Annotated in this window: 11 protein-coding genes and 1 tRNA gene; 5 read left to right on the top strand and 7 right to left on the bottom strand. The window is 67.6% G+C overall.

The genetic code is table 11. The features are described from left to right. The first annotated feature begins 9 nt into the window (after positions 1-9). The 3 genes from JXZ78_RS07550 (at position 10) to JXZ78_RS07540 (ending at position 4,613) form a co-directional block, all read left to right on the top strand. Positions 10-825 (top strand): hypothetical protein, encoded by an 816-nt coding sequence (locus JXZ78_RS07550; protein WP_238782735.1) that lies wholly within the window; start codon positions 10-12, stop codon positions 823-825. A gap of 2 nt (positions 826-827) precedes the next feature. Further along, entirely contained in the window at positions 828-3,008 is a 2,181-nt protein-coding gene (locus JXZ78_RS07545; protein ID WP_078624330.1) for a protein kinase family protein, read from the top strand. Between the two features lie 189 nt (positions 3,009-3,197). Continuing rightward, positions 3,198-4,613: a DEAD/DEAH box helicase gene (locus JXZ78_RS07540; protein ID WP_030020790.1), complete on the top strand. Its 1,416-nt coding sequence runs from the start codon at positions 3,198-3,200 to the stop codon at positions 4,611-4,613. Positions 4,614-5,283: 670 nt separating this feature from the next. Here JXZ78_RS07540 and JXZ78_RS07535 read toward each other — a convergent pair. The 5 genes from JXZ78_RS07535 to JXZ78_RS07515 all read right to left on the bottom strand — a co-directional run bounded on the left by JXZ78_RS07535 (position 5,284) and on the right by JXZ78_RS07515 (position 18,647). Beyond that, on the bottom strand, positions 5,284-6,204 hold the full coding sequence (locus JXZ78_RS07535; RefSeq protein ID WP_238782734.1) for a protein NO VEIN domain-containing protein: 921 nt from the start codon (positions 6,202-6,204) through the stop codon (positions 5,284-5,286). 4 nt (positions 6,205-6,208) lie between these two features. Continuing rightward, the gene (locus JXZ78_RS07530; protein ID WP_238782733.1) at positions 6,209-10,708 is read right to left on the bottom strand and encodes a sacsin N-terminal ATP-binding-like domain-containing protein; all 4,500 of its coding nucleotides are present in this window, start codon (positions 10,706-10,708) and stop codon (positions 6,209-6,211) included. A gap of 1,533 nt (positions 10,709-12,241) precedes the next feature. Further along, positions 12,242-15,445 carry a type I restriction endonuclease subunit R gene (locus tag JXZ78_RS07525; protein WP_030020789.1) on the bottom strand — a complete coding sequence of 1,068 codons (3,204 nt, stop codon included), beginning with the start codon at positions 15,443-15,445 and terminating at the stop codon, positions 12,242-12,244. A 3-nt stretch (positions 15,446-15,448) separates the two neighbouring features. Beyond that, on the bottom strand, positions 15,449-18,130 hold the full coding sequence (locus JXZ78_RS07520; RefSeq protein ID WP_078624329.1) for an N-6 DNA methylase: 2,682 nt from the start codon (positions 18,128-18,130) through the stop codon (positions 15,449-15,451). 438 nt (positions 18,131-18,568) lie between these two features. Beyond that, a tRNA-Arg gene (locus JXZ78_RS07515) sits at positions 18,569-18,647 on the bottom strand. 1,334 nt (positions 18,648-19,981) lie between these two features. Between JXZ78_RS07515 and JXZ78_RS40670 the strand changes: the two genes are divergently transcribed. Then, on the top strand, positions 19,982-20,218 hold the full coding sequence (locus JXZ78_RS40670) for a helix-turn-helix transcriptional regulator (RefSeq protein ID WP_279634519.1): 237 nt from the start codon (positions 19,982-19,984) through the stop codon (positions 20,216-20,218). Positions 20,219-20,229: 11 nt separating this feature from the next. Here JXZ78_RS40670 and JXZ78_RS07505 read toward each other — a convergent pair whose 3' ends face one another. Further along, positions 20,230-20,652 (bottom strand): hypothetical protein, encoded by a 423-nt coding sequence (locus tag JXZ78_RS07505; protein ID WP_238782732.1) that lies wholly within the window; start codon positions 20,650-20,652, stop codon positions 20,230-20,232. A 183-nt stretch (positions 20,653-20,835) separates the two neighbouring features. Between JXZ78_RS07505 and JXZ78_RS07500 the strand changes: the two genes are divergently transcribed. Continuing rightward, complete coding sequence (locus JXZ78_RS07500) at positions 20,836-21,519, top strand: tyrosine-type recombinase/integrase (protein ID WP_238782731.1); 684 nt, start codon at positions 20,836-20,838, stop codon at positions 21,517-21,519. Between the two features lie 143 nt (positions 21,520-21,662). Here the strand turns inward: JXZ78_RS07500 and JXZ78_RS07495 are convergent, their stop codons facing one another. Further along, positions 21,663-23,192: a helix-turn-helix domain-containing protein gene (locus JXZ78_RS07495; protein ID WP_238782730.1), complete on the bottom strand. Its 1,530-nt coding sequence runs from the start codon at positions 23,190-23,192 to the stop codon at positions 21,663-21,665. Positions 23,193-23,234 lie beyond the last annotated feature (42 nt).

Raw genomic sequence — 23,234 nt, 5'->3', positions numbered from 1 at the left:
ACGCATCTCGTGACTCCCAAATCCGGGAGCACGGAGGCGGAGTGCGAGGACGCGGTCACCGTGCTCCCGGGCTGCGCGCACGACGACATGCTGCGGGGGCCGCTCACCGCGGCCGTGTGCGACGGGGCGACCGAGAGCGCCCTGGCCAAGGACTGGGCGCGGCTGCTGTCCCGTACGGCGGCCGAGCAGGCCATGAACGGCCCGGAACTGCTGCTGGGCGGCGCGGCGTTCGAAGCGTTCGCGTCGTCGGCCGTGGCGCAATGGGATCCTTGGCTCGCGACGTACACGCAGGCACGCGTCGCGGCCGGGCGCCCGCTGAAGTGGTACGAGCACACCAAGCTCGCCGCCGGCGCGTACGCGACCTTGCTCACCGTACGCACCGACCCCATCCCCGGCCCGCCTCTCAACCCCGCTCCCGCCCCCGCGGCCTGGCGATGGCGGGCCGCCGCCCTGGGAGACAGCTGCCTGTTCCAGCTACGCGACGACCGGCTGCTCCGGGCGTTCCCCGTGGCGACACCCGAGGCGTTCGGCACCGCGCCCGACCTTTTCGGCAGCCGCAACCACGACGCCGGACTGCTGGCCCGACGCGCCCGGTTCGCCCGAGGGCGGTGCGAGCCCGGCGACCGGCTGTTCCTGATGACCGACGCGCTGGCCGCGTGGTTCCTGTCGGCCGCCGACCAGGACAGCGCCGTACGCGAACTGCTGGACTTCTCCGGCCCCGACGACCTGGACGCCTTCCGTACCTGGCTGGACGGCCTCAGGGAACGCCGGCAGCTGCGCAACGACGACGTGGCCGTCGTACGGATCGATTTCGAAGGGAGGTGACAGTGGGCTCGCCCACCGGCCCGCAGCGGCAGTTCCCCAGCGGTGCCGCCTACGCGGAGGCCTTGCAGCACACCCAACTGTGCTTCCAGCACCCCGAACTCAAGGGCGCCCGCGCCGAACTGACCAGGCTCGGCCTGCCCCGTGCCGTCTCCGGAGCGTTCGCGAGCGTCTTCTCGCTGACGTCCGCCGCCTCGGGACAGCGGTACGCCGTCAAGTGCTTCACCCGCCACGTCCCGGACCAGGAGCAGCGGTACGAGGCGATCAGCTCCCGGCTCGCGCTGCTGGACCCGGCCGGGCTCTCCCAGCCGTGGAAACTCGGCTTCGAGTACCTTCCCGACGCCGTCCGGGTCGGCAAGGACCTCTACCCCGTCCTGAAGATGGACTGGATCAAAGCCGTGACGCTGTCCGCGTGGCTCGACGCCCACCACTCCGACCGGCCGGCCGTCGGCCGGCTGGCGGACCGGTTCGAGGCCCTGACCCGGGACCTGTCGGCCCACGGCATCGCCCACGGCGACCTCCAGCACGGCAACCTGCTGGTCGCGAGCGACGGCACCTTCCGCCTCGTCGACTACGACGGCATGTACGTCCCTGCCCTGGCCGGCCTGGGCGGCACCGAGCGGGGGCACCGCAACTACCAGTCACCGCTGCGCGGGAACGACGACTTCGGCGCGGAGCTGGACCGGTTCTCCGCCTGGGTCATCTTCCTGTCGCTCAAGGCGATCGCCGTCGACCCCGCCCTGTGGAACCGGCTGCACGAGCCGAGCGGCGAGTTCCTGCTCCTCACCGAGGAGGACTTCAAGAGCCCGGCCGGCTCCACCGGCCTGCGGACACTGCTCGCCCACGCGGACCGGGCGGTGAGTGACCTCGCGGAACAGGTGAGGTCGCTGGCCTTCCAGCCACTGGAACTGCTTCCCCCACTGGACCTGGCCGTACCGGGACCGCGGACCTCCGCCACGGCGACCCCCACGCCGCCGCCCGCGGGTGCGACCGCTCCCGGCACCGGCGGACTGCCCGGCTGGATGTCCGGGCACCTGGCGGAGCAGCCCGCGACCACACCGGCCACACCCGTCACGGCCCCGCCGGGCGGCTTCCACACCCGGACGGCGCTCGACGTCGTCGTAGCCGTGCTGTGGCCCCTCGCCCTCATAGCGGCCCTCCTTCTGCCTGTCGCCAGAATTGCGACGGCATTACCTGGCTCCCTCATCCCCTTGGCCCTCGCCGCCACAGCCACCGCATTCGCCCGGAGCCGCCGCACCGAGCGTGTCCGGTCACGGGCCGCCCTGGACGCACTGACGAAGCAGCTGGCCCACGTCGAGGACCCGGCGAAAGCCGCCGCGAAGCTGCACAAGGAACGGACACGATTCGAGGCGGCGGAAAAGCACCGCCAGGCCACCTACCCGCGCACCCAGGACGAGCTCACCGCCCAGTACCACGCCGCGCTCAGGGACGCCGAGCAGCGCAGGACACGCAAGCTCCGTGACATCGCCAAGAAGATCGACGGCCTCTCGGAGGAACGCCGCAGGGCCCTGGCCAAGGCCCTCGCCGACAAGCAGTCCGCGTACATCCGGAACCAGCTCGGCCGGCGGTCGATCGCCCAGTCACCCCCGCACGGCATCGGACCGAAGCTCGTCGCCCGCCTCGCCGATGACCACGGCATCCGGACGGCAGCCGACTTCACCGGCTACCGCACCGTGCAGAACAGCTCGTACAACAGCACCGGAGCCGTACTCGTCCTGCCCGGCGGCCGCCGCGCCGACGTCCGCGGCATCGGCGAGGCCAAGGCCGCAGCTCTGGTCGCCTGGCGCCAAAAGGTGCTCGCTGCTGCTGTCGCCCGGCAACCGACCACCCTCAGCGCGGCGGAACAACAGCCGGTCGAACAGAACATCACCCACCGCCGGACCCAGCTCACGTCCCGGCACACCGCTGTCGAGTCCGAAACCGAAACCGCCCGCAAGCAGGCGAAGAAGCGCCTGGAGGAGGCACGAGAACACCTCGCCAGGCAAAACACCGCCGCCGAAACCAGCGCCCGCCGAAAACGCCAGGAATTCAGCCGCCGCACCACCGAAATCCAGCAGAACAACACCCTGCACGCGACCCTGACCACCGACGTGGAGGCGGCCAGGTCCCGGCAGAGCGAACTGACTTACGCGTGCTATCTACGCTTCCTGTACCGAGCGTCATAGTCGCCGACCTCGTCGGAGCGCTCAGCCTCACGTGAGCCGTACGGTTACTTGGTGTTATCCTCGGGTCTTTGAGTGGTGGTGACGAGAGGGCTGGGGCGGTCGGTGATTCCGCCTGGTTTCCCTTGTGCGTCGGCCGCTCATTTCCTGCCGGGCCTTCCCTCGGTACGTCCCGCACGCGGAAGGCTCTTCATGAACCACCCGGACCACCTCGGCACCTCGCACGATGACCTCGCCCAGCCGGTGGGTCCCACCCCGACGGCGGCCCCCGTTGCCTCCTTCGCCGACCTGGCCCTGCCGGTCGAGGTGCAGCGAACGCTCGCCGAGCGCGGCATGCGCGAGCCCTTCCCGATTCAGGCAGCCACGTTGCCCGACGCCCTCGCGGGACGCGACGTCCTGGCGCGCGGGCGCACCGGATCGGGCAAGACTCTCGCTTTCGGGCTGCCGCTGCTGGTGCGGACGGCCGGGCGGCGCGCGGAGCCGAAGCAGCCCCTCGCCCTGATCCTGGTGCCTACCCGGGAACTGGCCCAGCAGGTCACCGAAGCGCTCGCGCCGTATGCCGACGCGCTCCGGCTGCGGATGGCCGCGGTCGTCGGCGGCATGTCGATCAGTCGACAGGCCGCCGCGCTGCGCGACGGGGCCGAGGTCGTCGTCGCCACGCCCGGCCGCCTGCGCGACCTCATCGAGCGCGGCGCCTGCCGTCCGGGACGGGTACGGATCACCGTCCTCGACGAGGCTGACCAGATGTGTGACATGGGCTTCTTGCCGCAAGTCACCGAGGTGCTCGACCAGGTGCGCCCGGACGGCCAGCGGATGCTGTTCTCCGCCACGCTGGACCGCGACGTCGGCCAACTGGTCCGGCGTTACCTCCACGACCCCGCCGAGCACGCGGTCGACCCGTCCGCAGGCGCGGTCACGAGCATGGACCACCATGTGCTGGTCGTCCATGGCCCCGACCGGTACGCCGTCATCACGGAGATCGCCGCCCGCGACGGCCGCGTCCTGCTGTTCCTGGACACCAAGCACGCGGTCGACCAGCTCACCCGGCACCTGCGGAGCAGCGGTGTGCCTGCCGCGGCCCTGCACAGCGGTAAGTCCCAGCCGCAGCGCACCCGGTCCCTCGCGCAGTTCAAGGACGGCCGGATCACCGTCCTGGTGGCGACCGGTGTAGCGGCCCGTGGCCTGCACGTCGACGACCTCGATCTGGTGGTCAACGTCGATCCGCCCACCGACCCCAAGGACTACGTGCACCGCGCGGGCCGCACCGCGCGGGCCGGTGAGTCCGGCCGCGTCGTCACCCTGGTCCTTTCGGGCGGGCGCAGTGAGATGAGCCGCCTGATGGCTGAGGCCGGCATCAAGCCGACGATCACCAAGGTGCGCTCGGGCGAGGCGGAGCTGAGCCGGATCACCGGGGCCAAGGCCCCCTCCGGCACCCCGCTCGACGGTGGGCCCGCCGCACCCCGGGCCAAGAACACCAATGCCCCCTTCCGCGGCCTGGGCACCAGCAAGGACGCCTCCCGCGGCACCGGCGGCAAGTCCCGCAAGGCCGGCGAGGCCCGAAAGCTCGCCGAGGCCCGCAGGGCGGCCCGGGTACGCCGCGGCAGCTGAGAGCCGGTCCTGCTGCCGGGGCGACGTGCCTGCGGTGGTCCGCGGCGGGCGTGGTCGCGCTGCTGGAGGGAGGCAGCGCCGACGGTGCTCGTGTGGGGAGCCGTCCTGGGAGCACGGCTTCCACGTCCTGCGTCGCTCCTCCGCCTCCGGGGAACCGGAGGCCGGCGGATCGATCATCTCCTTGAAGTCCCAGAGATGCCGCCGCACCCTTCCCTGACCTGCTGAACCACAGGTCAGGGAAGGGTGCGGCGGCACTCGTGCGTCAGATGTCCTGGAAGAGACCAGACGGCTCCGTGACCTGCGATGCCTGGCGGTTGCAGGTCGTTGACCTGCATGAATGTCCTTTCGGTTGTTTCACGTTCGTACTGGCTGATGCGGCCGGAAGTCCCAGGAAAGTCCCAGAGAACTCCCATGGGCAGGAGCCGCTCTTTCTGCTCCGTACAGGGCATGCGAGTGGATCGACGGTCTGACCAGAATGAACGGCAAGCGCACTGCTCGAATGGTTCGCAGCCGGTGATGAGCATCCTGCAGCCTGGCGCCGGGGGATTGGCGGTCGGCTTATGTCTTGTGTGATCGGCGGTTGTAGGGGCAATCGCAATGGCAGGGAAGCACTCGTGGAGGTCACTGAGGACAGCCGTTACCAGCTTCGACATGGAGTTGAACGTCAAGGTCACAGCAGGTACGAGAAGTACAGTGCCCCGCCCTCCTCGCGGTAGCGGCCCCGGCCGCGCTTTCCGTAGGGGTTGGGAAGCACCTGGATGGCCATCTTGTGAGGGGTGAGGGCGTGGGTGACCACCAGGAGGCGCCAGTGGTCGTTGCCTGCGTGCTGGCGGGCCGCGCGGACCTCGCTGCTTCCCAGCTCGAAGCGGCCGCCTTCGCTCCGGGTCGCCTTCACCTCGTACAGGTAGGGCCGGCTGCCGGAGCCGATCCGGAAGTCGAAGCCGAGGTTGTCGTCGCCGGACGGGCCGGGGAAGGCTTTGCGGCGATTGCTCGACACCCAGCAGGTTTCGTCCAGGCGGTCCGGGTAGCGCGCACACAGCCACTGGTACGCGTACCACTCGCCGACGTACCCGATGGCCTCCCGCTGGGCGTTGGTCAGCCCGCTGTCCGCGCCGTCCCCGTACTGTCGCCCGCGCGTGCGACCGGCGGCCCGGGTGCGCTCGGCCTGGGGACGGGGGTCTGTGAAGCGGAGGGGCCCGGCGGTGGTGATGCCCGGCGCCGAGCCGCTCTGCAGGATCCGGTCGAGCTCGCGGGTGAGTGCGGTGAAGTCGCCGGAGTACACGTCGAAGTCGCGGCCGCCGACGGAGATCGACCGCCGTTTGCGCTCCCGCTCGTGGCGCTCGTGTTCCGCCGCGTCGCGCACCCGTTTCAGGTCGGCCTCGGACAGCCCATGCCGTTCGGGATCCGTCGCCACCGCCATCCCGTCAGGCCACTGGCCGAGGGCCGCCAGCCAGCCGACGACATCGGTGGGGGACAGGGGTCGGAAGTCCAGCGCGCCCGCAGCCTCCAGTTGGGCGGTGACCTCCTGGGCGGGCTCGGCTCCGGTCAGGGCCGCCGGCAACGGGTGTCCGGCCGCCCTGACCAGCACCACGAGTTCAGCGGCCAGACTGGTGATCGTACGGAAGTTCGCGCCCGCGTACCTGGTCGGAGGCAGGCAGGCGTTCGCCCGACCGGGGCAACGGCACCGAGCGGCCCAGGCGCAGCGCCAGCTGCACCTCCACATGCGCCTCCAGGATCCCTGTGTCGGCCGTGTCCATGGTGTACGCCCATGCCTCCGGCGCGGTGATCCAGTCCAGCGCCCGGACCGAGGGCCAGTCGGGCATCGGACGGCGCGCGTCAAAGTCCTCCAGCACTGCCCAGCGCAGCCGGTTGACGAGCTCCTTCTTGCGCAGGCCCAGATAGGTGCGGAGCGCCTCTTCGTGCTCGGCGGCGTGGCTGACCGGGTCCAGGGGCGGGCTCATCGCGCGCAGCGTGTCGTTCAGCTCGGCGAATCCGATGCCCAGGACGCGCCGCAGTTCGTCCGTACCGCCGGCCGCGCGGGCCCTGGCGATGAACTCGGATACGGGGACCGGGAGCTCGGCGGCGTACTTTGCGAGGTGGGTCTGGAGCTCCCGGATGTCGCCCGGCGGCGGCAGGAACAGCGAGTTCGCCGTCTCGGAGCCAAGCAGGTGGACGAGGAAGGGCCGGCAGCGCTCCAGGACCACGCCGATGGCCCCGTCGATTCGGCGGCTCGTCTCCTCGACCTGGTGGGCTGTGACTTCCAGGGCGTCGGCCAGCTCCTCCTGGCCCGGGTCGCGCAGGTCGGCGTGTCGGGAGGCGAGCTGGTGGGCGGCGAGGCGCAGCCGGTCGCCGAAATCGCGCCGTCCCAGCAGCTCGGCGACCGCCATCACGATGCGGGTGGTCTCGGGCCAGCCCGGCTCACCTGCCGGGGTGAGTACGAGCGGATGCTTCGGATCGGGCAGCGGCAGCACTCCGCCGAGGCGGCCCGGCAATGTCACGGGCTGGCCGTCGAGCTCGATGTCCCAGGAGCGGTAGCGGTGCAGACGTATGCTCCGGACCAGGGACGCCAGCTTGCTCAGCTCGGCCTCGCTCGCCCGGGGGCCGCGCGCCAGGTGGTCGCAGAGGACACCCACGGCCAGCGTGAGCCAGGGCAGCTGCTGGACCAGTGGCTCTCCCATGGCCGCGGGGTTAACCCGTGTGCCGTCCACGGTCACCGTGAACATCAGGTCGTCGGTGTGCCGGACGGTGGCGGAGTGTTCGGCCGCCAGCAGCTCGGCGGCCTTCGCCGAGACACCGGGAAGGGTGAGCAGGGGGCGCGCCATCTCCCGTATCAGCAGGGGCGTCAGGCCGTCGCGTTCACCGCTGATGTAGAGCACGGTCCCGGCATCACCATCGCCATCGCTCTCCCCGCCGTCCAGGGCGGACAGCGGTACGCTGATCAGCCGGTCCCCGGACTCAGCGAGCAGACTGGCGCCCTCGGGCAGTGCGGGATGGGACCGCCGTACGAGGTGTCCCCAGGCGCGTTCGTTGGCGCGCTGCGCTGCGGGCCGGTCCTCGGCCCCCAGCGCGCCCTCCGCCGCGAGCCGTCCCAGCGCGGCGATGAGGCGGGCGCTGTCCCGGGGGTCGTCCCAGGTCGGCAGCCGCATCTCCCGCAGGCGGTCGCCCGCCTTTCCGCGTTCCAGGAGGTGGCGCAGCCGATGGTCGACGGCCGGCGCGTAGGAAGGCTCCTCCTCCAGCCCGGGCGGGCAGTGCCAGGCGTCGGCCGGCCGGACGAACCGGACGGCCCGGTCGCGGTCCCGCACCGGGAGCCACGGCTGCTCCCGGACGAAGGCGCCGAGCGGGGTCGGGACCCGTTCCCTGTCCATCGAACTCTGGCTGCCCGCACTGGTCCAGAGGCTGGCGAATTTCGCGTCCTCCCAGTTGGCCAGGCCGTGCAGGATGAGCCGTGCGTACGCCAGCCGGGCCTCCTGCCCGAGGCGTGCGACGACGTCCTGGCCGGGGAGCCGCCAGGCGGGAGTTCCCTGGTATGGCGTCCGGGGGTAGTAGACACCGGGCCAGCGGACGTACGGCTCCCACTGCTCCTGCACCTCGGCCGACACCTTCGCCATATGGACCAGCCGCAGAGCGCTGAGCTCCCGGCCTTGCTCTACCCAGGTCGAGGCTGCGGAGGACCTGACCGGGGCCAGCCCGTCGGTCACCCCGACCTCCAGCAGGAACGCCCGCCACTCCTCGGTCTCGCCCCGCTTGGCAAACTTCTCGGGCGCGGCAAGGAGGCGTCCGGCGATCGCCTTGAGGCTCTTGGACACGTCCTGCCCGGCGGTGACCACCGCCGCCAGGTCCTCACCGACGGATGCGTGGCCCCAGCCCCGGCCGAAGACGGCGCCGCTTGCCCTGATCAGTCGGCCGTCCGCCGACGGTACGTACAGTCCGAGCGAGGAGATCTCCGTTCCGCCCAGTGAACGTCGCGGCTGCCACAGCCGGAAGACGAACCGCAGGGTACGAAGCCGCAGCCGCTGATCGGTGCTCGTGCTGAGCACCTGCCGTACGTGGTCCAGCAGGCCCCTCGTGTCGTACGGCCGGACGAGCCCCTCCTGTTCGAGGAAGGCGCGGGCGGACCGTCCGCGCGTACGCTCGCCGCGGTCCCTCCAGACCAGCCCCGGGTGCAGGGAGAATAATCGCTTGCCGAGCAAAGCGGGGACGGCCGGCGCCTTGGTCTGGTTCGCCTCCGTACGCATCGGCTGGAAGAACGCCTCGTGGCGGGCACCCTGACCGCTCGCCTTGCCTTGGGTACGTGCACTTGTGGCCGTACCCGTCCTGTCGGGGGGACGGTTGGTGTGCTGCCGTGTGCAGTCCTCCGCGAGCAGCAACTGCCTGCCCTGCAGAACGTGCCCGTCGTCCTCGAAGAGGTCGGCCAGGTCCTCGTACAGCGCGCTCCACTGCGTGGGGGACTCACCGCGCCGGGGGACGGGAAGGCCCCCGACGATCCGTTCCACGTACTCGGCGAGGATCTCCGGGCTCGGCTCCCACGGGCACGCGAGAACCTTGCACAGGGTGGCCAGCCGTTTCAGCCGGTCGCCACCGATCTCGGGATCCGCCACCACGATCCCGGCCTCATGCGCGCGGTGTGCAGTGAGGATGCTCAGGTCAAGGTCCGGCCACAGGATCGCGCTCCGGGGCGGGGCCCAGCCCGCCTCCGGTGGGGCGCCGTCCGCGGTGAGGACGGGCACGAGCGGTACGTCGGCGAGTTCGCTCCCGTGCACGCGCAGAGCCGCCGTGCGGAGCCGCCCCGCCGAGCCCTTCTCACTCTCCCAGCTCACCAATTCCACGGCCAGCTGCCGCATGGACGGCTCGGGCATGGTACGCAGTATCGCGGCGGCCGTTAGACAGGTCTCGGCGACCGCGTCGAGCAGCAGCATGTTGAGGGGGTTGTCGGAGGGAAGCCCGGTGCGGTCGAGCTTGGTGAAGAACGGGGCGTTCACGTGCCCCGGTAAGGGGGCGGCCTGGTCCTCGCCCATCGGCAGGAAGGTGTAGATCTGCCCGCGTCGCGGTCGGCGCGGGGCGGGCAGCGGGAGCGCGACCTCGACGACGGCGGGTTGTTTCCACTCCTGCCACGTGTCGTCGAGGAGCCCGGAAGTCACGGCCTCGGCGAGCGTGCTGTTCAGCCGTTCCTTTTCCACGGTGCCCTGGGCTACGAGAAAGGTGCCGGGCGGCCCCAGGTCCACGGTCGCGCAGGTGACGGGGAATCCGTGGACGGCGCTGTCCTGCGCCACCGCGAAGCGCTCCTCGGAGCGGGTCAGCTCGTGCCGCTCGTGCGCCTCGTGGCGGTCGTTCAACTCGCCCCCCTCGCCACCGGCGGCCCGCCGTTCCAGCGTCAGGCTGGCGAGCCGGTTGAGGAACAGCATCACGGGTACCTTCGCCCCTGCGAGCTTGCGCATCCGCAGCCGGACCTCGGCCCGGGCGGCCTCGTTCAGCAAGGGTAGCCGGACGATGGTCACGTAGCCTTGGGCGGCGAGCCGTCGACAGGTCGCGGGCATGTCGTCCAGCGGTAGGGGGGCCTGGAGCGGCGGATACCTGGCGGCCACCTCGTGGGCGTTGTCCTCACCGGCGAGGAACTCCTCCACATCGTCCTTCTGCGCGAAGCGGAAGCAGTACCCGTCCAATCCCGGGCCGAGCGGGTTGTCGGGGTCTGCGCTGTAGATCTCGGGCGCGTCGCTGATCAGCAGGATGCTGCGGAACCCCACGCCCTTGTTCCCGATGCCTTCGCCGACCTCCTTCGAGCTCTGTGCGAGCTCGCAGACCCGCACGACGTCCAGCCAGGTGAAGGGCGTGCCGCCGTTGGCGACGTACAACGTCCCCCACTCGCCCTCCGCCTCGTCCAGCAGGACGTGGACCCGTCCGTCGCGGCGGTCCTTGGGATGTGCGTCGTAGCCGTTCTGCAACAATTCGAAGAGCGAGCGGCCGGCGTACTCCCGCGCACTCGTGTACGTCGCGGCGTTCACCTGCCGTGCCATGCGCAGGACTTGCTCCGATCGGGCCCCCTCCAGCACGGACCGGCCGTACTCCCGCAGCTGCTTGGCCCGGGCGTTCCTTGCCATGGTTCTCCCCTCACCTGGGCGTGATGAGGACGGTATCCCGCCGCACTGACATCGGAGGCCCGCGGGGTGCGCTGCTCGGAGCTGAGCTTGATGTTTCGGTCTGCCGCCGCACGGGCTTGACTTTGTTCAGGGCTTTCCCTGTTCATGGCGTTTCCGTGAGGCCGGGCCTGATCCTGCGAGGAGAGGTGGCCGTGGCGCGTGGAGGACAGATCGTGGAACGGGTTGAACACGGGGTGCAAGGCCGTGTTCGCAGCGGTGACGGCATGGCGGACCGAGTTGTACTCCTGCCTGCTTTCGCGCGATGCCCTATTCGAGCTGTGTGACGCGTTGCTGTGCACGGTCGGCCAGGTCCACACGCTCGTGGGCCTGGCCTCCGTCCCCGAGCACCGGAGTGGACACATGCCCTCTACCGCAGGCTGGCCAGGGCCGAATCGATGCCGCTCGGCTGCGTCGGGCTCTGGTCGGGGTGTCGTTGCTCCGGGCAGCTTGATGGCCGACTGCCACACCTTTGGCCGGGGCCGAGTTGGCCACGGAAGCGGAGTCTGCTGGCCTAGCTGGGTGTGTTGTTTGAGCTTCGCCGTGCCGCCTCCGCTGCCTGCACCGTCTTTGTCGCGTGGTCAGCCGAGTCGGCCAAGTTCCGGAGTGCGCGGGAGACCCGGCTGAGGAAGTTCACAAGATGGTCGGCGGGGTGTTCTGCTGGTGCTGGTGCGGGAGTGGTGCTATGCGACACGGTCGGCTTTTCGGGAAGGGGGCGCGGGGGGGGGGCTGCGTCCACCGTGGCGCCGGGGACTGACGTGTCGAGCGGAAACGCGACACCTCCCACCCGAACTGGGCAGGCGGCTCTGGCGCCAAGTGACGCAGCGAGGGGCGGGCAGCGGTGCCGCGGTGGTCGATGGATCACGCCTCATGCTTCCTGCGGCACGAGTAGTGCTCGGGCAGCCCTTCGGGTCCTGGAAGGCTGGCGTGCCGATCGCTGAGGCCCGAAGGGTTGGCAACTTCCCAGAGGTATTTATCGGCGATATCACGGGTGCACTGATGGCCCCGCTTTAAGGGCGCTCACGCCGAGAATGATGTGGCGCGGTGTAGCTCTGGTGCAGCCGACGAGCGGCAGTCGGGGCTGTGTGTCGAAGGTGTGTCGCGAACAGCGAGAGACAACGAGAGAGGGCGGGAGCCAGCCAGTGAGACTGACTCCCACCCTCTTCGGTCGGCATCCGCCCTGGTCACATACGGATCTCCGTAGGTGGTCTGGCGAGTGCCCTCGGCAGGATTCGAACCTGCGTGCACGGCTCCGGAGGGCCTAGAGTCTCAGGCAACATCGCTGGTCAGGATCCTGCAGATGCACGGTCGACCAGGGACCATCCACAGGTAGTCCACGGGAACCGGCCATCGCTATGGGGATGAGGTTGGAATGAGGGACAGCGAACGTGCTGCCGTGCGATGGAGAGGAAAGGTGTGAGTCAGCCGGGCAGATGGCGGCGGCGCTCGCAGGAGAGGGTGCCGATGCGTCCCCGGGCAACCCCTCCCCTCAAGAGATCATTCTTTTGGATCTTCCGGCTCAGCCCCCTGCTCCGTGCGCGCGCGTCGGGACTGGTACAGATAAGCACCGATCAGCTGGATGAGCTCTTCGGCTCGCTCACTCTCGCCGGTCAGCGCACCGGTCAGCTTCCCGAAGGCCCCCTCGTTGAGCACGGCCGCGTCGGTGAGGGCCTCGCGCAGGTTGGGGGAGATGAGAAACTGGTCCTGGGCGTTGTTGTCGATCTGCTCGGCGATCAGCGGGTCCTCCTCGGCCATCCCGGCCGCGGCCGTGACGAAACCGCCGATTTGTGGGTCCGCGAACTCACCGCCGAACAGGCTGTTGATCTTGGCGATCACCTCTGACAGCAGCACCTGCTGTGGATCGCGGGCTACCGCGGTACCGATGCCAGCGACGCCTCGCAGCCCTGGCGTCTCCTGATCTCCGGACAGGGCTATGGCCGCCTTACCCTGGTCAATGTGCCGCACGCGCTTGAGGACTATCCCGGACAGGTCTACGTCGGCGCGGGGATCGTTGACTGCGAGCAGGCGCACCAGTTGCCGCAGGAACTCGGCGAGCTTCTCCAGGTCGGTGGTTGCGTAGTCGACGACCTGAGACATGAAGTCGTAGAGACGGACATACGACCCGCAGTCCTTGCGGAAGGTCCGCAACTCGTTCAGTGTCTCGCTGTCGTCCCTCTCGGCTGCGTCGGCCCATTGGTTGGTGAACTTGTCGCGGACCGGCGCGATCGCCGCCGACAGGGCCGAGTGCCGCTGCTGGCCCCACCAGGCTTCGGCGTAGCGTTCGACGTCGGCGTGGCTGTAGATGCCGGGCTGGGCGAGCTTCGTAGCGAGCTGGTGGACGAGGTTGGGGTCGGTGGCAGTCTCGACGTGAGCCTCGGTGTAGTGCTGCAGGAACGCATTCTGGATGTCAACGGGGTCGTTGACGAAGTCGAGGACGAACGTCTGGTCCTTCACCTCGCCAGATGGGGCACGGTAGGTGCGGTTGAGGCGGGAGAGTGTCTGGACGGCGTGGACGTCGGGGAGTTGCTTGTCGACGTACATCGCGCACAGCAGCGGCTGGTCAAAGCCGGTCTGAAATTTCTCCGCCACCAGCATCAGCCGGTAGTCGGGGCGCCTGAATTCCCGGGCGAGATCGGAGGCGAGGCCCGGGTTCAAGGATGCTTCGGTGGCGCTCTCTACGCCGTAATGCTCGTCGGTGACGTCACCGGAGAACGCGACGATCGTCTTTAGCTTGTAGCCCTTGGTGCGGATGTAGTTGTCCGTCTCGATCTTGTAGCGGACAGCTGCTTGGCGTGAGGAGGTGACGACCATGGCCTTGGCCTGACCGTCGAGGAGGTCTGCTACGTTGGCCCGGAAGTGCTCGACGATGATCTCCACCTTTTGCCCGATGTTGGACGGGTGCAGGTTCTTGAACCTCATGATCTTCTTCGTCGCGACCTTCGGGTCGACCAGTTGACCCTCATCGTCGTTGCTGATCGTGGTGACGACGCCATCGGCGCCGCGCTCCTCAATCTCGAAGGCAGTGTTATAGGTCTGGTAGCCGCGCAGCACGTCAAGGATGAACCCCTCCTCGATGGCCTGCCGCATCGTGTACACGTCGAAGGACTCGGGCTTGTCATCGTCACCGGTCCGCCCGAACAGGGTCTTCGTTCTGTGCTTTGGCGTGGCGGTGAACGCCAGGAACGACACGTTCGGGGACGCGGCTCGGGCAGCCGTCTCAGCGGAGATCCGCCGCTCGCGCTTGGCGTGCTCGTCGTCGGCGGAGAGAAGCTCGTTGACGACGTCTTGGGTGTCGATCGCCTCTTCCTCGGCGATCTGCCCACCCCCGGTGAGGACCTTCTTCAGGGCGTTGGCCGTCTTGCCGGACTGGGAGGTGTGGGCCTCATCGACGATGACGGCGAATGCCTTGTCGCTGAGCGTCGTGTCGATCAGGCCCTTGACGTAGGGGAACGTCTGGATCGTGACCACGACGACCAGAGCAGGCCCGGTCAGTGCGTCGAGTAGGGCCCTGGACTTCGAGCCGCCGGAGCGGCGCACAGCGGCGGAATCGATGACTGCCACCGAGTCACCGGAGTCATCGACCTGGCCTACGGCCTCCTGGAGCTGCCGGTCGAGGACCTTGCGGTCGGAGACAATCAGGACCTTGTCGAAGACCTTGCGATTGTCCCCGTCGTGCAGTCGGGCGAGGCGATGCGCGGTCCACGCGATCGTGTTGGTCTTGCCCGAGCCGGCCGAGTGCTCGATCAGATACCGCCGCCCCGGCCCGCCAACACGGACCTCGTCGACGATCCGCCGCACCGCACGCCACTGGTGGTAGCGGGGGAACAGCAGCGTCGTCGTCCGCTTGATCTTTCCTGTGGCCGGGTCCTCGTCCGCGTCCTTGCGTATGAACATCAGCGCGCCGAGAATATGGAGCCAGTTGTGCCGATCGAGGACCTCCTCCCACAGGTAGGAGGTGGCCGCGCCGTTGGGGTTTGAGGGGTTGCCTTTCGCGCCGTTGGCGTGGCCTCGGTTAAACGGTAGGAAGTGGGTCTTGTCGCCGGCCAGCTTAGTGGTCATCCAAACTTCATCGTCGTCGACGGCAAAGTGGACCAGGGCGCGAGTGCCGAACCCGAGGAGCGGTTGGCCCTTCGGTTGGCGATCCTGCTTGTACTGCTTGATCGCGGTGCGCCACTCTTGCTTAAAGAAAGACTTGAGCTCCAGCGTTGCGACCGGCAGCCCATTCACGAAGAACACTAGATCGATCGACCGATTGTCGCCACGAGCCGACGAGAAATTCACCTGTCGCGCCACCCGCAGTCGTACCGACTCGTACGTCTTCTTCACCGTCGGGTTCAGGGTGGTCGCCGGCGCGAACTGGCACATCCGGAGGTGCGCTGTAGCGCCACGAGTGTGTGAGAATCGCCGCCGAAGCACGTTTAGCGTGCCGCCGCCCGACCCCATCGGAGCATCCAGACGCGCTACGAGCGCATCGAGCAGTGCGTCTTTATCGGCCTGCTCCGTCGAGGTACCGGTTTTGACGACCTTCTCGTACTCCTCGGACTGCGTGGTGCTCAACCACCAGTGCACGTCCTCGGGCCACAGGGCGCGCTTCGTGTCGTACCCATCATCCGACTCGCTGTACGCCCAGCCGTGGACGGCGAGGTATTCGGCAATTTCTGTCTCGAACGCCTCTTCACGAGTCTGATCCGCAGTTGTCATCCGTCAGCTGGCCTTTCGGGCGGTGCGTACGTCGAGTTGTCCGGCCACAGCGGCTGTGATGAGCGCTGCACGACGCTCCTTGGCGAAGTCGATGTGCTCCTGCGCCTTGGCAATGAGGGCATCGATCCGTGCGGTCTGGGCGTCCAGATGAGCTAGGATCCGACGCTGCTCATCGACCGGCGGGAGCGACATCGGAAGGTTAACGATATCGGACTGGCTGATATTCAGCATCGAGGAGCTTGCGCCGGTAGCTTGCATCTCTATCAGATCACGCCATTTGCGGCTCCCAAGCACGGCGGCGACGAATTGCGGGAGTGCCTGATCCTCGTTAAGCGTGAAGGCATAAAGCTTGTCACTCAACATCAGGCGCGGGAAATCACCTTCGACGACCGCTGCGCTTCCCACGAGATCGCGAGTATTAGCGCGAGACACAATGAGGTCACCACGTTGTACGACGGTTCCAGGTCGAGGAGTTTCCTCTGCGGGGAGCTCCTTGTTCTCCATGGGGCGGAAGACCCCGCCGTTCACGGCGCCTACCTTGAGAACAGCCCAGGAGTTGATTCCATCAGCAGGCCAGGAATAGCACTGCGGGCTCCAACCTTGACGCACCGACCGAATTACGTGCTTCAGCCTTGGACCGCTTGTGCCAACTTCCGACACGACGGTCTCGATCTCGGCACTTCGCCGTTCGCGGAGGAACTCTACCTCCCGCAGCATCTTCATGATTTCATCGGCGACGCGGCTGAGATCGGTGTCGATCTCCTCGAGCGGTCGGGGTGGGATGTACTGATAGAAGTGCCGGGTGAATGGGATCTCGTAGCCGGTCTTCGTCTTGGCCTTGTCAATCCAGGCATCGGGCACATGCGGCTTGACCTCGGCCTTGAAGTAGGCGTCGATGGTTTCCTCGGCGGCATCGTGGGACTTCGGACGTCCGCCCCAGCCGAAGGGAATTTTCTCGGTATCGCGTAGGGCAGGGTCGGGTTCGATCTCGCCCTTGTGCGGGCCGGAGGTGTAGCGGCAGACGTCGGCGTTGTCATCGTGTTCACCGATCGTCTGCCACAGTGTCTTGCGCTGAGCCACAGTCAGCGTGACTGGGCACTCACGCAGATGCTTGCCGACGTCGTGAAGGAACTCCTCCCTATTGAGGTAGACCTGCTCGCCAAAGGAGCCGAGGGCCTCAACCAAGCCCGCGATCTTGCCAAGGGTTTTATGGTTGGCGGCGTCCGTGATCCGATCGGCGGTGCATTGGAACCTGAGGCGTAGGGGACGCTCGACGGTGATCGTCCAATAGGCGAAATCGCGGTTCTCGAAGATCTTTGAGGTGACCGAAGCTTCGCGGGAGGTGAATGCCTGTACGATAACGGTACGAGCGTCGTCAGAGATTTCGACGCGCTTGGAGCCGATCGACTTGCCCAACTTAGAGCCGAGCCTGGTAGCGTCGATGAGCTGGACTGTGCCCATGTGCTCGGTGGGCTTGGTGTTCGAGAGGATCCACAGGTAGGTGGGGATGCCAGTGTTGTAGAACATGTCGTTTGGTAGAGCGACGATTGCTTCGACCAGGTCATTCTCGAGCAAGTGGCCGCGGATTTTTGATGGTCCGGATTCAGCGCCGCCGGTGAAGAGCGGCGAGCCGTTGAGGACGATGCCTGCCTTTCCGCCGCGGCCGTTCTCGTCCACGTCGCGCATCTTCGAGGCGACGTGGAGCAGGAACAGCATCGAGGCGTCCCCGGCGGCGGGGAGGCCTGAAGCGAAGCGTCCTTGCCCGCCGCGTCCGTGTTCGGCGGTCACCTGGGAAGCGACCGCCTTCCAGTCGGTGCCGAACGGCGGGTTGGACAAGACATAGTCGAACTTGTGGTCCTCGAATCGGTCTACGACGAGAGTGTCGCCCTGGCGGACGTTGGTCGGGTCTTGGCCCTTGATAAGCAGGTCGGCCTTGCAGATTGCGTATGTCCGCGGGTTGATTTCCTGGCCGAACAGGGCTGTTGAGGCGGACGGGTTCAGGCCGTGGAGATGCTCGTCGGCGACGGTCAACATGCCGCCGGTGCCGACGGTTGGGTCATAGATGGAGCGGACCTGGCCTCGGTCGCGCAGTGCCTCGGTGTCCTCGGCGTAGACAAGGTCGACAAGGAGGCGGACGACGTCGCGGGGTGTATAGAACTGGCCGGCGCCGTCGTTGGCGGACTCGGCGAACCGGTAGATAAGGTTCTCGAAGAGGTCACCCATGTCCGCGTTCGAGACGGTCTCAGGGCTCAGATCGATCCTCTGGAAGTGCTTGACGACCGGCGAGAGGCGGTCGCGGGCGTCAAGGGTGCGCAGAACGTTCTCGAAGTCGAAGGACTTGAACACATCCAGGTTCGACGAGAAACCAGAGATGTAGTTGATGAGGTTGGACGCGAGGTTGTTCGGGTCCTGCAGAGCCTTCTTCAGGGTGTAGTTGCTGGTGGTCCAGAAGTTCAGGCCCGCACTGTCCGGGGTGCGCGTCTTGAGCTTTAGGTAGGTGCGGCGCTGCTGATCACCGGGGTACTGGCTGATGATCTCGGCCATCGCCTCCCGATGCGGTTCCATCACGCACTCCAGGCGGCGCAGCACGGTGAACGGCAGAATCACCGAGCCGTACTCGGCTTCCTGGTAGGGGCCGCGCAGGGTGTCGGCGACGCTCCACACGAATTGGCTGAGGACGCTCACGCAGGTCTTCTCCGGTCTTAGCTTAGGTGGTCGCAGCTCTGCTCGACGGGAGCCGTGCCACGTTAACTGAACCCTATCCGCCGGGGCCTGCACGAAGCAGGGCAATCGTCCAGGAGGGATCAGGCGCCTAGCGGATGCCGGCACCGCCTCACGACGCCTTCCGCTTGGCTGGCGTCGTTGCTGTGACCGACTGCTGATGGCCACCACCGTCCGCCGTCGTTGGCGTCAGCGCTGCCGTCACTGCCGTCGACGTGCACGGCCAAGAAACGCCCCATGGTGCAGCCTGTACTTCGCTGACGAGAGGTGTCTGGTGTCGCGGTTCGAAGCTCAGCCGGCCGACTACAGAAGCTACGACGGCGAGCGCGTCGACCGCCCAGGCACGCGTGTGTCTCGCTGCACCACGGGCGGCCTCAGCCACGCTGCCGGGTGTGGCCGCCGTGCCCCCGGCAGGATTCGAACCTGCGCACACGGCTCCGGAGGCCGTTGCGCTTTGGTGCACGTCACCTCTTGCGATGGCGGAAGCGGGGGGAAATTTCCACTCAGAAGGTACACGTCGTCGGCCTAGATGCTGCGTAGTTGAGGGCGAACTTAGTCGTTTAGCGTCGATAGCAGCTTGAGCGTCCGTTGTTTGGACGGGAAGTTCGCCGTCGGCAGACCGGTTCGATGCAATGGGGACTGGAAATTCTGGTTGGAGCAAGTCAACCTTGATCACGTGGATGCAGGAGGCGTGACCTGGAGCACGCCGGGGTAGCTTCCGGCTGCCGGCCCCTCCTCCGCCGCTTGTAGCGCGTTTTGGTGACCTAGCGATCCCATTTTCAAGACCGACCCGGATTCGCCCCCCGCTTGTAACACGCAAGTGCCGGTTGGCCAAACCGGCGATTCTTCGGACCATTGCAGGTGTTCGTCGGCGGTAACGCCGAGAATGCCTGACCCGTATGACGTTCCCCAACGTAAGGAGTCTTCTCCATGTGTGCTGCCGTTGTTGATGAGCGGTTCCTGCTGTCGGTGAAGCAGCGTGACGCCCTGCTGGACTGGGTCGGTCAACGTTCCTCGAACGGGCGCCCATTGCATGCGTTCCTGTCAGCTATCGCCCTCGCGGCTCTGCGGCCGCAAGAGGCTTTGGCGCTGAGGGTTCGTGACGCACGCCTGTTGGACGACGGATCTGGCCGACTTGTGATTCGCCCCCGGCGTTCCCAGGGGCGGGGAGAGACGGTGGAGGCGGGTGCGGGTGCCCCGCGACTCGTACCTGTCTGCGGAGGCTTGTGGAGATTCTGCGGGGTGAGGTTGCCCGACGTGGCCTCCGTCCCGATGACAAGATGTTCACCCGTGATGACGGGCGGCCGTTGTCCGGCGCGATCTACCGGCGGGCATGGAGCCAGGCGCGGGAGGCAGTCCTGGAGGCAAATGAGATCGACTCGCCACTTGGGAAGAGCGTTCCCGACCTCCGAAACGCCTGCATCGCTGAGTGGCTGAGCGAGAACCGCACTGCCCTCGGGATCTTGATGGTGGCCGAGTGGGTTGGTGTCAGCGCTCCCTTTCTTCCTCGCCGCTTCCCACAGTGTGCTCAGGCATCGGGTGAAATGACTAACGACCTCATTGAAGCCGCATTTGCCGCGCCAGTTGTCCGAGGCGAGCCGACGGGCGTTGCCCAGCACCGGTAGCAGCACAACCGGTAGCAGCACATCGGTCTGTGCCCTCACCACAGACATCGCCTGCGTTCCAGGCTGTGCGCGAACTCTGTTCACGGCCCCACCCCACTCACAGAAAACTTCTCTTGTCTGTACGCCCCCGACTGTTCCGTCCGCCACCGCGCCGGGCCCCGCCGGCGCCGCCCGCGGAACATTCCTGAAAGTGAGGGACGCAGCCGAGTACCTCGGTCTTTCGCCCCACACGCTGTACGTCTGGCGCCACCGCAGGCAAGGGCCCCCGAGCTTTCGCATGGGCCCTCGTGGCCGCGTCATGTACCGACGGGAGGCCCTCGACGCCTGGGTCCGCGAGCAGGAGCAGGCCGACTCGCGTTCCAACGAGGCCCTCAACCCGCTACTCGCTCCGCGTCAGGAGCGGACCGCCCGTCTCACCGGCGCCTGACGCTCCACGTGTCATAGAACGCCACCTTCGTTCACTACATCAAGGAGTTCGACCTGGCCGGCTATATAGAGGACCGATGGCTCAAGAAGCGCCCTAACCCGACGACCGGCAAGCGCGAACGCACAACCCTGTACGGCAAGTGCACCCGCTACCGCGTCAAGGGCATCCCCGGCGTCAAGGACCGCTCCTTCGATGCCCTCCAGGACGCCAAGACCTGGCTCGCCCAGGCCCAGACCGACGCACGACGAGGCGAGTTCGTCGATCCACGCGATGGGGCCATCTCTCTCAAGGACTACATCGCCACCCACTGGTGGCCCACCCAGAGCGGTGATCCGTCCACGATCGAACGGATCGAGCAGAGGGTACGCCGACACATCGTTTCCCACCTGGGTGCTCAGCCGCTCAACGCCATCGGCACGGAAATCCTGCGTCACTGGAAAAAGCGGCTGGAGAAGGACCTCGGTCCGACCTCGATCCGTCTGGTCTGGGCGACGCTGTCCAGCGTCCTCCAGGCTGCAGTTGAGGATCGTCGCCTCGGACGCAATCCATGTCGGTCCACCACGGTCGGTCCTCCGGCCGCCACACCCGGCAGGATCGAGGCGTGGCCGCCCGAGCGGGTGCTGGCGGTACGGGAGGCCCTGCCGGATCGCTACCAGGTCCTCCTCGTGATCGGAGCAGGTCTCGGGCTCCGGCAGGGGGAGGCGCTCGCGCTCTCAGCGGACGACATCGACTTCGAAGAGGAAGTCGTGCATGTCCGGCGGCAGATCAAGATGGTACGGGCCAAGCTGTGTTTCGCGCTCCCCAAGGGCCGCAAGGTCCGGGATGTGCCACTGCCCACCAGTGTGGCCCGGGCCATCCGTCAACACATGGAGAAGTTCGCGCCGGTGCCGGTCACGTTGCCCTGGGACGACCCGGCTCCGGCCGCGACGCTGGTGGAGGCCAAACACCGGCGGCCGAGGACCTACAGCCTCCTGGTGACGGGCCGCGAGCGAAAGGCCATCAACCGGAACTACTTCAACTCCTACGTGTGGAAGCCCGCGCTGGCCGCGGCGGGCGTGATCGCACCGCTGGAGGGAGGCAGCGCCGACGGTGCTCGTGTGTGGGAGCCGTCCCGCGAGCACGGCTTCCACGCCCTGCGTCACTTCTTCGCCTCCGAGGAACTGGAAGCTGGCGAATCGATCGTCTCCCTGGCACGCTGGCTGGGACACTCTGACCCCGGGTTCACGCTGCGGAAGTACTCCCACTTTCTGCCCCGCGCTGGCGCACGGGGAAGCGCCGCCATCGACGTGATCTTCGCGTAGACGCAGGGGGTCGGGAGAGCCTGTGGAGCGTGGCCCGTATCCCGCCGCAGGCCCAAAGTCCCAGAGAAGTCCCAGGGATGCCGCCGCACCCTTCTCTGACCTGCTAAACAGCAGGTCAGGCGGGGTGTGGCGGCACTCGTCCCTCAGATGTCCCGGAAGATCTCGATCTGCGCCCCGATCGAGTTCAGCCGCTCCGCCAGGTCCTCGTACCCCCGGTTGATGACATAGACGTTGCGCAGCACCGACGTGCCCTCGGCCGCCATCATGGCCAGCAGGATGACCACCGCGGGGCGCAGGGCCGGCGGGCACATCATTTCGGCGGAGCGCCAGCGGGTGGGGCCGTCGACCAGGACGCGGTGCGGGTCGAGGAGTTTGACCTGGGCGCCGAGGCGGTTGAGGTCGGTGAGGTAGATGGCGCGGTTGTCGTAGACCCAGTCGTGGATCAGGGTCTGGCCCTGGGCGCTGGCCGCGATGGCCGCGAAGAACGGGACGTTGTCGATGTTCAGGCCGGGGAACGGCATGGGGTGGATCTTGTCCAGGGGGGCCTGGAGCTTGGAGGGGCGGACCGTCAGGTCGATGAGGCGGGTGCGGCCGTTGTCGGCGGCGTACTCCGCGCTGCGCTCGTGGTTGAGGCCCATCTCCTCCAGGACGGCGAGTTCGATCTCCAGGAACTCGACCGGGACGCGGCGGATCGTCAGTTCGGACTCGGTGACGACGGCGGCCGCCAGCAGGCTCATCGCCTCGACCGGGTCCTCGGACGGCGCGTAGTCCACGTCGCGGTCGATGTGCGCGACGCCGTGCACGGTCAGCGTGGTGGTGCCGACGCCCTCGACCCGTACGCCCAGTTCCTCCAGGAAGAAGCACAGGTCCTGGACCATGTAGTTGGAGGAGGCGTTGCGGATGACGGTGACGCCGTCGTGGCGGGCCGCGGCCAGCAGCGCGTTCTCGGTGACGGTGTCTCCGCGCTCGGTCAGCACGATCGCGCGCTTGGGGGAGACGGAGCGGTCCACGTCGGCGTGGTACGTGCCCTCGGTGGCGGTGATCTCCAGGCCGAAGTGGCGCAGCGCCGTCATGTGCGGCGTGATCGTCCGCGTGCCGAGGTCGCAGCCGCCCGCGTACGGGATCTTGAAGTTGTCCATGCGGTGCAGCAGGGGACCGAGGAACATGATGACGCTACGGGTGCGGCGCGCCGCCTCCGTGTCCATGGCGTCCAGGTCGAGTTCGGCCGGCGGCACGATCTCCAGGTCGTTGCCGTCGTTGATCCAGCGGGTGCGGACGCCGATGCTGCCCAGCACCTCCAGGATCCGGTAGACCTCCTCGATACGGGCCACCCTGCGCAGCGTGGTGCGGCCCGCGTTGAGGAGCGTGGCGCACAGCAGCGCCACGCACGCGTTCTTGCTCGTCTTGACGTCGATGCTTCCGGACAGGCGCCGGCCGCCGACGACGCGGAGGTGCATGGGTCCCGCGTACCCGAGCGAGACGATTTCACTGTCCAGGGCCTCGCCAATCCTCGCGATCATCTCAAGGCTGATGTTCTGGTTACCGCGTTCGATGCGGTTGACCGCGCTCTGGCTCGTGCCGAGCGCCTCCGCGAGCTGCGTCTGGGTCCAGCCCCGATGCTGCCGCGCGTCGCGGATGAGCCTGCCGATGCGTACGAGGTAGTCGTCTGCCATGAGCAAGACGGTATCTCAGATATGAGATCGACGAGTAGTCGG

The organism is Streptomyces monomycini (assembly GCF_022271435.1).
GTDB lineage: Bacteria > Actinomycetota > Actinomycetes > Streptomycetales > Streptomycetaceae > Streptomyces > Streptomyces monomycini.
This window is presented reverse-complemented; position numbering and strand designations above follow the sequence as displayed.

What these genes read in the sequence shown, in the direction of transcription:
- JXZ78_RS07525 (WP_030020789.1), bottom strand. Translation starts at nt 15,445, where the DNA reads ATGACAACTGCGGATCAGACTCGTGAAGAGGCGTTCGAGACAGAAATT.
- JXZ78_RS07495 (WP_238782730.1), bottom strand. Translation starts at nt 23,192, where the DNA reads ATGGCAGACGACTACCTCGTACGCATCGGCAGGCTCATCCGCGACGCG.
- JXZ78_RS07530 (WP_238782733.1), bottom strand. Translation starts at nt 10,708, where the DNA reads ATGGCAAGGAACGCCCGGGCCAAGCAGCTGCGGGAGTACGGCCGGTCC.
- JXZ78_RS07540 (WP_030020790.1), top strand. Translation starts at nt 3,198, where the DNA reads ATGAACCACCCGGACCACCTCGGCACCTCGCACGATGACCTCGCCCAG.